The 11,355-nt window shown below is 63.3% G+C and carries 10 protein-coding genes; 9 read left to right on the top strand and 1 reads right to left on the bottom strand.

Annotation, left to right across the window (positions count from 1 at the left end):
- The first annotated feature begins 11 nt into the window (after positions 1-11).
- From ACHIRB_RS22855 to ACHIRB_RS22835, 5 genes are all read left to right on the top strand, one after another.
- Positions 12-1,613, top strand: coding sequence for a peptide ABC transporter substrate-binding protein (locus ACHIRB_RS22855; protein WP_395123524.1), 1,602 nt, complete (start codon positions 12-14; stop codon positions 1,611-1,613).
- 80 nt (positions 1,614-1,693) lie between these two features.
- Complete coding sequence (locus ACHIRB_RS22850) at positions 1,694-2,620, top strand: ABC transporter permease (RefSeq protein WP_199704884.1); 927 nt, start codon at positions 1,694-1,696, stop codon at positions 2,618-2,620.
- A complete protein-coding gene (locus ACHIRB_RS22845) occupies positions 2,613-3,560 on the top strand; it encodes an ABC transporter permease (RefSeq protein WP_395123449.1) in 948 nt (315 codons plus the stop codon). Before ACHIRB_RS22850 ends, ACHIRB_RS22845 begins: the two co-directional genes overlap by 8 nt.
- Positions 3,560-5,242 carry a dipeptide ABC transporter ATP-binding protein gene (locus ACHIRB_RS22840; protein WP_395127778.1) on the top strand — a complete coding sequence of 561 codons (1,683 nt, stop codon included), beginning with the start codon at positions 3,560-3,562 and terminating at the stop codon, positions 5,240-5,242. Before ACHIRB_RS22845 ends, ACHIRB_RS22840 begins: the two co-directional genes overlap by 1 nt.
- A gap of 61 nt (positions 5,243-5,303) precedes the next feature.
- Positions 5,304-6,050 (top strand): Fic family protein, encoded by a 747-nt coding sequence (locus ACHIRB_RS22835; protein ID WP_395115193.1) that lies wholly within the window; start codon positions 5,304-5,306, stop codon positions 6,048-6,050.
- 402 nt (positions 6,051-6,452) lie between these two features.
- On the opposite strand, the gene ACHIRB_RS22830 is transcribed toward ACHIRB_RS22835, so the two are convergent.
- Positions 6,453-7,271, bottom strand: a complete 819-nt coding sequence (locus tag ACHIRB_RS22830) for an HAD family hydrolase (RefSeq protein ID WP_307829661.1) — start codon at positions 7,269-7,271, stop codon at positions 6,453-6,455.
- Between the two features lie 409 nt (positions 7,272-7,680).
- Here ACHIRB_RS22830 and ssd point away from each other — a divergent pair, with 409 nt between their 5' ends.
- The 4 genes from ssd to ACHIRB_RS22810 are packed head-to-tail and all read left to right on the top strand — an operon-like array spanning position 7,681 to position 11,328.
- Positions 7,681-8,799 (top strand): septum site-determining protein Ssd, encoded by a 1,119-nt coding sequence (gene ssd / locus ACHIRB_RS22825; RefSeq protein ID WP_395123451.1) that lies wholly within the window; start codon positions 7,681-7,683, stop codon positions 8,797-8,799.
- Entirely contained in the window at positions 8,796-9,971 is a 1,176-nt protein-coding gene (locus ACHIRB_RS22820; RefSeq protein ID WP_395123452.1) for a TadA family conjugal transfer-associated ATPase, read from the top strand. Before ssd ends, ACHIRB_RS22820 begins: the two co-directional genes overlap by 4 nt.
- Entirely contained in the window at positions 9,968-10,753 is a 786-nt protein-coding gene (locus ACHIRB_RS22815; RefSeq protein ID WP_395123453.1) for a type II secretion system F family protein, read from the top strand. The genes ACHIRB_RS22820 and ACHIRB_RS22815 overlap by 4 nt, the downstream gene beginning before the upstream one ends.
- Positions 10,750-11,328, top strand: a complete 579-nt coding sequence (locus ACHIRB_RS22810) for a type II secretion system F family protein (protein ID WP_395123454.1) — start codon at positions 10,750-10,752, stop codon at positions 11,326-11,328. The genes ACHIRB_RS22815 and ACHIRB_RS22810 overlap by 4 nt, the downstream gene beginning before the upstream one ends.
- Positions 11,329-11,355 lie beyond the last annotated feature (27 nt).

The following is an 11,355-nucleotide window of genomic DNA, read 5'->3' as shown; positions in this document are numbered from 1 at the left end:
TCGAGTTGAGGCTGAAAAGAACTACCGCGATCGTGGCGGCACTTGTGGTTGCGAGTGGAATCGGGTTGGCGGGCTGTTCGTCCGACAGTTCCGGCGACAGCGACTTCGTAACCGTCAACGCTGGGGAACCACAGAACCCCCTCGTTCCGACGAACACGAACGAGAACCAGGGCGGCCGCGTCGTCGATCGGCTGTACGCCGGGCTGCGACGCTACGACGCCAAGGGCGAGGTGTTCGACGAGATGGCCGAGTCGATCACCTCACCGGACAAGAAGAACTACACGATCAAGATCAAACCGGATTGGACGTTCACGGACGGAACACCGGTCACCGCAAAGTCTTTCGTCGACGCGTGGAACTACGGCGCACTGTCCACCAACGCACAGTTGCAGAGTTACGTCTTCACTCCCATCGTAGGTTTCGCCGATGTGTCGGTCGATCCGCCGACGGCGCAAACGATGTCGGGTCTGAAGGTCGTCGACGACCAGACGTTCACCGTGGAACTCACCGAGCCATCGATCGACTTCGAAATCAGCCTCGGCTACGCACCGTTCTACCCGCTGCCGGAAGTTGCGTTCAAGGACATGAAGGCCTTCGGTGAGAATCCGATCGGCAACGGTCCCTACAAGTTCGCAGGCGACGGCGCCTGGGAGCACAACGTCAAGATCGACCTGGTGCCCAACGAGACCTACAAGGGTGGGCGGCCAGCGAAGAACAAGGGCCTGCGGTTCGTGATGTACCAGAACTTCGACGTTGCCTACGCCGATCTGCAAGCTGGCAATCTCGATGCCCTGGATACGATTCCGGGTAGCGCCCTCGGCTCCTACAAGCAGGATCTCGGCGATCGAGCGATCACCGAGCCGACCGCGCAGAATGCACACATCGGTATCCAGACCTCAACACCGCACTTCGGCGGTGAGGAAGGTCTGCTGCGTCGTAAAGCACTCTCGATGGCGATCAACCGAGAGCAGATTTCCGAGAACATCTTCTACGGAACCCGTACGCCCGCAAGAGACTTCACGGCGTCGACGCTGCCGGGTTACGACGGGAACCTGCCGGGTTCGGAAGTGCTGGACTTCAACCCGGAGGAGGCGAAGAAGTTGTGGGCGCAGGCCGACGCGATCTCGCCGTGGACCGGCAAGTACGAGATCGCCTACAACGCCGACGGTGATCATCAGGCGTGGATCGAAGCAGTCGCGAACAGCATCAAGAACACGCTCGGCATCGATGCATCCGGCGTCAGCTACCCGACGTTCAAACAGGTTCGTGACGACGTGAACGCCAAGACGATCAACAAGGCCTTCCGCTACGGCTGGCAGGGTGACTATCCGTCGATGCTGCAGTTCTTGACGTCGCAGTACTTCAGCTTCTCGGATACGAACAATGTCGACTACAACAACCCCGAATTCGATCGCCTGCTCAACGCAGCACTCGCGGCGCCGACACCGGAGGAGTCGTACAAGATCGTTGCGCAGGCGCAGGCACTGCTGCTGAAGGACATGGCCGACATTCCGGTGTTCGACTACGGCGCGGCCGCTGGTCGGTCGGACAAGGTGAGCACGGCCCCGCTGGCGTGGAACGGTCTGTTCGATTTCGAGAACATCGAGAAATAGGCGGCTTCGCCGCTCGTGAGTCTTTTCGGTGGTTCTGACCACCGAAAGGACTCACGAGCCCTTCCGGAGGGAGGGCCTCTGTGGCCTGGTACGTCGTTCGACGCCTTTTGCAGATGATCCCGGTGTTTCTGGGAGCGACTCTGCTGATCTACGCGATGGTGTTTCTCATTCCCGGCGATCCGATCGCCGCACTTGCCGGGGACAAACCGATGTCGCCCGCTGTCGAGGCGCAACTGCGAGCGCGCTACCACCTCGATCAGCCGTTCATCGTGCAGTACCTGCAATATCTGAAGGGGATAGTCACCTTCGACTTCGGTACCGCGTTCTCCGGTAGGCCGGTCCGCGACGAGTTGGCTCGTGCTTTCCCGATCACGCTCAAACTGGCCCTGATGGCGGTTGTGATCGAGGGCGGTTTCGGCGTCGTCTTCGGGCTGATCGCGGGACTGCGGAAGGGCAAGTTCTTCGACTCGACGTTGCTGGTCGTCAGTCTCGTCATCATCGCCGTCCCGATCTTCGTCGTCGGCTTCCTCGCCCAGTTCCTGCTCGGCGTGAAGTGGGGCATCGCACCGGTGACGGTGACGGGGAATGCGACGTTCACGGAGCTACTCGTTCCTGCGTTCGTTCTCGGGTCGCTTTCGTTCGCCTACGTATTGCGGCTGACGCGAAATTCGGTGGCGGAGAACATGTCCGCCGACTACGTCCGAACCGCGACGGCGAAAGGACTTTCCCGCCCGCGGGTTGTGGTCGTGCACATTCTGCGAAACTCGATGATCCCCGTCGTGACGTTCCTCGGAGCCGACCTCGGAGCATTGATGGGCGGCGCGATCGTCACGGAGGGCATCTTCAACATTCCAGGTGTCGGTGGAACGTTGTTCCAAGCGATCGTCCGTGGCGAACCCCCGACCGTCGTCTCGTTCGTGACGGTCCTGATCGTCATCTTCCTGATTTCGAATCTGCTCGTAGACCTGCTCTACGCCGTGCTCGATCCGAGGATTCGTTATGTCTGATGTCAGCAAGAAGCGAAGTGGCCAAGATCATTTCGTCGCACCGGAGGACGAGGTAGAGGTACTCGGGACCGACGTTGTCGACGAATCGGAATCGCCGACGAGCATGTGGGGCGACGCGTGGCGGCAGTTGCGTAGGAATCCGCTGTTCGTCATCGCGACGGTGCTGATTCTGTTCGTCCTCACTGTCGCGATCTTTCCCGGACTCTTCACCGATCAGGATCCCCGTTACTGCAACGGTGATTTCAGCATGGATCGCGGCAGTGCGGGCCATATCTTCGGCTACGACAGGCAGGGCTGCGATATCTACGCCCGCACCGTGTACGGGGCGCGGGCGTCTGTCACGGCGGGTGTCTGCGCGACGTTGTTGTTCGTGCTCGTCGGCGGCACCCTTGGGGCTCTCGCGGGATTCTATGGGGGACTGCTGGATTCGATCGTCTCGCGCGTCGCAGAAGTTGTGTACGCGTTGCCGCTGATGCTGGCCGCGATCGTGCTCATGCAGTTGCTCGATTCGCGGACCATCTGGACGGTCGTCTTGATTCTGGCCGCGTTCACCTGGCCGCAGGCTGCCCGAATAGCACGTGGCGCGGTGATCGAGGCGAAGGGCAGCGACTACGTGCTTGCCGCAAAAGCGTTGGGTGTCTCGCGATTACGGACACTGATCAGGCATGTGTTACCCAATGCTGCCGGACCGTTGATCGTCGTGACGACGATCTGGCTCGGCGTCTTCATCGTCACCGAAGCAACGTTGTCCTACCTCGGCGTCGGCCTACCGCGGACCGTGGTGTCGTGGGGCGGCGATATCGCGTCGAGTCAGAAGGAGATCAGGTCGTCACCGATCTTGTTCTATCCCGCAACGGCTTTGGCGATCACCGTGCTCAGCTTCATCATGCTCGGCGACGCTGTGCGTGACGCGCTCGACCCGAAAGCGAGGAAGCGATGATGTCCGACGATATGCAACCGCTGCTCGAAATCAAGGATCTCAGCGTCTCGTTCACCTCGGGTGGCAAAGAGGTGCCGGCAGTCCGCAACGTCGACCTGACCGTGTATCCGGGCCAGACGGTGGCGATCGTCGGTGAATCGGGGTCCGGCAAGTCGACGACTGCCCATTCGATCATCAACCTGCTGCCCGGCACCGGCAAGGTGACGTCGGGACAAATTTTGTTCGAGGGCAAGGATCTGGCCGCTGCGTCGGCGAAAGAGATTGTCGCAGTGCGCGGCACGGGTATCGGATTGGTTCCACAGGATCCGATGTCGAATCTCAATCCGGTGTGGAAGGTCGGATTCCAGATCGCGGAGACGTTGCGAGCGAACGGCATTGCGAAAGGAAAGGCCGCTAAACGTCGTGCGGTCGAGTTGCTCACCGAGGCGGGGATGAACGACGCACAGCGTCGAGTCAACCAGTACCCGCACGAGTTCTCGGGAGGCATGCGGCAGCGCGCGCTTATCGCCATCGGTCTGTCGTGCCGACCGAAGCTGTTGATCGCCGACGAACCGACGTCCGCTCTCGATGTGACGGTTCAGCGCCAGATACTCGATCATCTCGACGGGTTGACGCGTGAACTCGGCACCGCGGTACTCCTGATCACCCACGATCTGGGGCTCGCCGCCGAACGAGCCGAGTACCTCGTCGTCATGTATCGCGGTCGGATCGTCGAATCGGGTCCCGCAGTGGACATCCTGCGGGATCCGCAGCATCTCTACACGAAGAAGTTGGTGAACTCGGCGCCGTCGCTCGCGTCGCAACGGTTGTCGTCGGTGCTGGCGCGCAAAGAGATTCGAGCGCAGGCTATCGAGGTCGCGACTCAGGTCGCTACCGTCGAGGATGCCAACGTCGTCGTCGCGTCGCAGCTGACCAAGAAGTTCAGCATCCGAGGTAGCGCGCCGTGGAAGTCGAGTGAACTCGTTGCCGTCGATGACGTGTCGTTCGCTGTGCGACGTGGCACGACGACGGCAATCGTCGGCGAATCGGGTTCCGGTAAATCGACAGTGGCACAGATGGTTCTGGGTTTGCTGGAGCCGACCTCCGGGACGGTCGAGTTCGAGGGCGCCGACGTCGCGAAGCTGAGCAGGTCGGAGCAGTTCGCCTTCCGCCGCAAGGTGCAGCCGATCTTCCAGAACCCTTACGGCTCACTCGATCCGATGTACTCGATCTACCGAACCATCGAGGAACCGTTGCGGACCCACAAGATCGGAAGCACCAAAGAGCGTGAAGGTGTGGTTCGCGATCTGCTGGAAAAGGTCTCGCTTCCGTCGTCGGTGCTGAAGCGGTATCCGAACGAGTTGTCCGGTGGTCAGCGCCAGCGGGTCGCGATCGCGCGGGCGTTGGCGTTGCAACCCGAACTTGTTGTGTGCGACGAGGCGGTGTCGGCGCTCGATGTGCTTGTGCAGGCACAGATCTTGAAGCTGCTCAACGACCTGCAGGCGGAACTGGGATTGTCCTATCTGTTCATCACCCATGACCTCGCGGTGGTGCGGCAGATTGCGGACAATGTCGTCGTGATGAGCAACGGCAAGGTTGTCGAGGCGGCAAGCACTGTCGAGGTGTTCGACAATCCGGCCCAGGAATACACCCGAAAACTGCTGGCTGCGATTCCCGGGCGCGAGCTGTTGGTCGGGTCCTGACAGTGGCCTTCGCCAGGGGCACGTCGGGGTAGGTCCGAGCGACCTCAGTAACGTCACCGGAGTGCCGGACCCCTTGCAACCACTCGCCGAGCTTCCGGGCGTGCGCGCCGCCGCCGACCTGGCGCGCGATGCACTCGCCGAGGTGCACCGCCACAAGACCAACAGACGTGGCTGGCCGACGACCGCGGCCGAGGCTGCGGTGCGGGCCGCGAGATCGTCGTCGGTGCTCGACGGTGGGTCGACCGAATTGCCGTCCGAAGGTGAGCCGGGCGACCCAATCCTTGCCGGTGCGTTGCGCGTCGGTCAGGCGCTCGACGGCGACTCGTTGCCGATCCTCGTCGGGGTGTGGCAACGCGCACCGCTGCAAGCATTGGCTCGACTGCATCTCCTCGCGGGCGCCGACCTGGTCGAGGATCAGGATCTGCTCGGCCGGCCACGAGATGGCGGCGGCGTTGCGGATCGGTTAGCCATGTTGGCGGATGTGGTGGTGGGAAGTTCCGCCCCTGCGCCTGTCATCGCTGCCGTCGTGCACGGCGAATTGCTCTCTTTGCGTCCCTTCGGAACTGCGGACGGCGTCGTTGCACGCGCGGCGTCGCGACTCGTTTCGGTGGCAAGCGGTCTCGATCCGCACAATCTCGGCGTTCCGGAGGTCACCTGGATGCGTCGGGAGGCTCATTATCGTGATGCGATCGATGCCTTCGCGACAGGTGAACCGAAGGGCGTCGGGGATTGGGTGATCTTGTGCTGCAGCGCATTAGAGGCAGGGGCGCGCGAGGCGACGTCGATCGCCGAAGCGATGAGTAGCTGACTTTTCAACGAAATGCTTTGCAGCGCTTGTATATACGTAAAAGCGGGCGGCGATGTCGTTAACGACTTCGCCGCCCGCTAGCACGGAATATCCGGTTACCAAGCGTGCTAGGTGGGTTGTGTGGTTGGCCTCGGCGTCAATCCGACCTTCGTTGGTTAATCCCCGCAACCCGTGCAGGGTTTTCGCCAGCAAAGACCCGAATCACGCAGGCCCACAACGCTTCTGCCCTTGTCGCGGCGCGCTCCGCGTGGGTGCCTGATCTCCGTGCTGGGAATCGCGGTCGGGAGGTCGGTCCTTCTCTTCCGGCTCGACCTTGGCCTTCCGTTCTTCCGTATCTCCTTTGTACTCTGTGACTCCGCTCACATCAAGAGGAAGTTCTGATCGAGGGTTTTGGGCGTGTCGTCAGCGGCGACGGCGTAGAAGGCCGTACGTGATCGCACCGGCGGCCAGCGCGCTCAGGCCGACGGCCGCTGTCGCAGCGACAGTCGTCGACGACGGGGCTTGGAATCGGGCACGAAGCGAGACCGGGTTGGAGAACGTGAGAATCGGCCAGCCTCGAGACGCCGCTTCCTTGCGGAGGCCCCGATCGGGGTTGACCGCGGTCGGGTGTCCGACGGCTTGCAGCATCGGCAGATCGGTCAACGAATCCGAATAGGCGAAGCATCGGGCGAGATCGTAGTTTTCTTGTTCGGCCAGTTGTTCGATTGCTTGGACCTTGCCCTCGCCGTAGCAATAGAACTCGACCTCGCCGGTGTATTTGCCGTCCTCGACCGCCAATTGTGTGGCGGCCGTGAAATCTGCGCCGAGCGCCTCCGCGATCGGGCCGACGACTTCTTCACCGGATGCAGATACGACAACGATGTCGTGGCCGCGGATCTTGTGGTCAGCAATGAGGTCGGCGGCCTCGGCGAAGATCAGCGGATCGACGACATCGTGCAGGGTCTCCGCGACTATCGACTTGACCTGAGCTACGTCCCATCCCGTACTCATCTTCACCAAATGTGCTCGCATACGCTCCATTTGGTCGTGATCGGCGCCGGACAGCAGGAACAGGAAGTGCGCATAGCTGCTCTTGAGTACCGCCCGTCGATTGAGTAGCCCCTGGTCGAAGAAGGGCTTACTGAATGCGAAAGTGCTCGACTTCGCGATGATTGTTTTGTCCAGATCGAAGAAGGCCGCGATTCGCTTCGTCGCGGTCTCTGCTGAACTCTGTGCCGTCACGGTACAAGGATATGCACGAGCAATCGGCGGGTCGCATCGCGTTTGGTGTAGCGCGTCGTAGGAACGAACTCGTTCAAACTTTGACTTGCGATATCCGGCACCCTCAGGTGTAGTATTGCCGGTACCTGGACTTGTTCCAGGCGCGTTCAGCCCGACCCCCCGGGGCTGAACCCGACGACCCTCGCCTCCTCCCCCCCTGGCGAGGGTCGTCCTCTGTTTACGGGTCGGTTCGTTGCGATCCCGAAGGCGTGAGTGCACCCCTACCGCCGTTGAGCGTTGTCGAGGGACCCTTCGCTTCGGTTTCATACTCTGGCACCGCCGTACCAAAAGTTATCCACATGGGCGAAGTTATCCACAATCGCGAAAGACCCTCTGTTGCGGTCGTCGAACGTGCGTGAGTGTTGTCGACATGAACACCGACCGGCAGGAAACCGACCGCGACGACCGCACCCGTACAGGGGCGTTGATGGTGGTCCGCGACGAGAAACTGCGTGAAGACGTGCGACGCGTCGCCGCAGCGGCAGATGTCGCACTCGACGAGGTTGCCGGCGTCCTCACCCGGCGGCTGTGGGTACGAGCACCGACCGTCGTACTCGACGCAGATGCGGCGCGCGTTGTGTCGGACGACGAGCTACCGCGTCGGCGCGGAGTTGTCCTTGTCACCGATGGCGAACCCGAACTGACGGACTGGCAACGTGCGGCCGCTATCGGTGCCGAATACGTTGTCGGGCTGCCGCGCCAGGAGTCCCTGCTGGTCGGAGTGCTCGGCGCACGGCCGGAGGTGGGGTCGGGCGACGGTTTCGTCGTTGCGGTTGTCGGCGGTCGCGGCGGTGCCGGCGCATCGACTTTCGCTGCGGCGCTTGCCTTGTCCGTCGAGTCGACGAAGTTTCGGTCGCATGCGATGCTCGTCGACGGCGACAGCTTCGGCGGTGGCATCGATCTGCTGCTCGGCATCGAGAACGTCGCGGGTCTGCGTTGGCCGTCGCTGTCGATCGAAGGAGGTCGGGTGTCGGCAGACGCGTTGCGCAACGCGTTGCCCGCCGCCTCACCGTGTGTGTCGGTGCTGTCGTGCGCACGCGGTCAAACGGCGCGCGACCCGAGTGCAGCTGCGGTCGCCGCCGTCCTCGACGCGGGTCGCAGCGCGGGCAACCTTGTCGTTGCGGACGTTGCCAGGCGAGCGACACCCGCGACGGACACCTTCCTCGAAGGCGCCGATCTGGTCGTCCTGGTTGTCCCCGCCGAGTTGCGAGCAAGTGCGGCGGCCGAGGCGACGGCGCGAATGGTGTCCGAGCGAAACGCCAATCTCGGTGTCGTCGTGCGAGGGCCGGCACCTGGCGGACTCCGCGGTACCGACATTGCCGAGGCGCTCGGCCTCCCGCTGCTTGCCGCTATCCGACCAGAACCCCGCCTCGCAGACCTCGTGGAGCGCGGCGGACTCGAACTCGGTCGGCGCAGTCCGCTACGCCGTGCCGCCGAATCCGTCTTCGCCACACTCGGTGATCGACCGAGAACTCGGTGGGCGGCGTGACCGCGGTGGCGACGAACCAGTTGCTCGACCGAGTTCGGGATCGGTTGTCCCAGAGTTCGACCGACCCGACGCCGGCAACGGTCGCGGCCGCGATTCGTGCCGAAGCGGGTGGCGTGCTCGGCGATTCGGACATGCTTGCCACCCTGCGACTACTGCAGACCGAGCTCACCGGCGTCGGTCCACTCGACCCACTGCTCGCCGACCCGGCTACCGCCGACGTGCTCGTGACCGGACCGGATGCGGTGTGGGTCGACCGCGGACGCGGGTTGCAACGGTCCGACGTCACGTTTGCCGACGACGCTGCGGTGAGACGACTTGCGCAACGGCTCGCTCTGTCGGCAGGTCGACGTCTCGACGACGCACAGCCGTGGGTCGACGGTCGACTGCCAGGCGTCGGAAATACGGACTTCGGAGTGCGTCTGCACGCGGTCCTCGCGCCGATCGCCCATGGGGGAACCTGCCTTTCGCTGCGGGTCCTACGTCCCGCGACACAGGGCCTGGCTGCCTTGGTTCGCTCGGGCGCGATACCTCCCGAGGCTCACGAACTGCTGCTGCGGATCGTCTCGGCTCGTCTGGCCTTCCTTGTCGTCGGCGGAACGGGGGCGGGAAAAACTACGCTGCTAGCCGCCCTTCTCGCGCAGGTCGATCACGGTGAGCGGATCGTGTGTGTCGAAGACGCGGCAGAACTGGCACCGCAGCATCCGCACGTCGTTCGACTGGTCGCGCGGGCCCCGAACATCGAGGGCGTGGGCGAGGTGACGGTCCGCGATCTCGTGCGGCAGGCACTTCGGATGCGGCCCGACCGAATAGTCGTCGGTGAAGTTCGTGGCGCGGAAGTCGTCGATCTGCTCACTGCGCTCAACACCGGTCACGACGGTGGCGCAGGTACGGTCCACGCCAACTCACCCGAAGAAGTACCCGCGCGGTTGGAAGCGCTCGCTGCCCTCGGCGGAATGGATCGCGCTGCGTTGCACAGTCAATTGGCAGCCGCGGTTCAGGTTGTCCTCCACGTGCATCGCAGGGCCGATGGGTCGCGACGCCTCGTCGAGATCGGCTTGGTGCAACAGGCCGCCAACGGTTTCGTCAGCATCGAGCCGGCCTGGCGGCCCGACACCGATGCGCCGGCCGCTGGTGCTTTGACGGCGTTGTTGAACAGGCGGTCCGAGCTATGACGATGGCGTTGGTCTGCGTTGCAGCAGCGCTCGTCGTTGCGCCGACGGAGTCCCGGAAGCGCCGACTCGACACTGTGTTCGGAAGTGCCGGAGTGCGGCGCAGTCTGCCGAGACCGGAGATTCTCGTCGGATCGGTCTGTGTGCCAGCATTTCTCGTCGGCGGAGTCCACGGACTGCTTGCGGCGGCGATGGTCGTTTTGTTGTTCCGTCGCAGACGCGCCTTTGCGTCGCGGGACGAACAGATGCAGGTAGAGCGGCGAAAGTTGTTGGACGGCATCGATATCGTGATCGGTGAACTGAAGATCGGTGCGCATCCGTCCGCAGCTGCAGAGGCAGCAGCAGCGGAATGTACCGGTGTGGTCGCCGAGGTGCTTGCGGTGGCGGCAGCGCGGAGTCGTCTCGGCGGGTCGGGAGCGGACGGGATCGAGGCCGCCGACGCGACGATCGCCGCAGAGCTGGGGCGCATCGGGCAAGCCTGGCGAGTTGCCGAGACACACGGCCTCGCGCTCGCGGAGCTGCTCACTGCGGCGCGCACGGATCTGCTGGGACGCTTACGGTTTCGGAGTCGAACCGAAGCCAGTCTCGCCGGTGCTCGGGCGACCGGCACTGTCCTGGCAGGGCTTCCGATCCTCGGCATATTGCTCGGTCAGCTGATGGGCGCCGCTCCGCTGAAGGTTCTGCTCGGCGGCGGTACCGGGGGAGTACTGCTCGTGGTCGGCACCGCATTCGCCTGCGCCGGATTGCTGTGGACCGATGCGATCACCAGCAAGGTCGTCGCGTGATCGTGCCGCTGACGCTCGTTGCCTGCGCCTTGCTTGTCCTTCCGGCTCGGGCGTCCGCTCACGTTCGATTGCGCGAGCTCGGCGGCGATGTCGGGCGGGAAGTGCCGCCGTCGACCGTGCGAGACGTCGATTTACATTCCGTAGCAACGACATTCGATCTGCTCGCAGCATGCCTTCGTGCCGGACTTCCCATGGCCACTGCGGCTGCGGCAGTCGCGAATACCGCTCCAGCGCAGCTGTCGTTCGCCCTGCGTCGTGCGTCGGAGTTGCTCACGCTCGGTGCCGAACCGGCGACAGCGTGGGCTGATGCTGCCGCGGATCCGGCGATCGAATCGCTCGCCCGGATGGCGCGGAGGTCAGCGCGTTCGGGTTCGTCACTTGCCGCTGCAATGACCGAGTTGGCGATCGCTCGGCGAATCGAGACCGAAGACGCCGCAGCGGCGAAAGCCGAGCGAGCGGGTGTGTTGATCAGCGGACCCCTTGGGTTGTGCTTTCTGCCTGCGTTCATCTGTCTGGGAATAGTCCCGGTCGTGATCGGACTGGCGACCAAGGTGCTCGACGGGGGATTGCTGTGAGCACACCGCGCAGTGGACATCGATGCG

The organism is Antrihabitans spumae, from assembly GCF_043944905.1.
Lineage (GTDB): Bacteria > Actinomycetota > Actinomycetes > Mycobacteriales > Mycobacteriaceae > Antrihabitans > Antrihabitans spumae.
The sequence above is the reverse complement of the archived record's forward strand: the minus strand, read 5'-3'. Positions and strand labels throughout refer to the sequence as shown.

Bases quoted from the DNA above. Each gene is read 5' to 3' on its own strand.
- ACHIRB_RS22845 (WP_395123449.1), top strand. From the start codon at position 2,613: ATGTCTGATGTCAGCAAGAAGCGAAGTGGCCAAGATCATTTCGTCGCA.
- ssd (WP_395123451.1), top strand. From the start codon at position 7,681: ATGAACACCGACCGGCAGGAAACCGACCGCGACGACCGCACCCGTACA.
- ACHIRB_RS22840 (WP_395127778.1), top strand. From the start codon at position 3,560: ATGTCCGACGATATGCAACCGCTGCTCGAAATCAAGGATCTCAGCGTC.
- ACHIRB_RS22815 (WP_395123453.1), top strand. From the start codon at position 9,968: ATGACGATGGCGTTGGTCTGCGTTGCAGCAGCGCTCGTCGTTGCGCCG.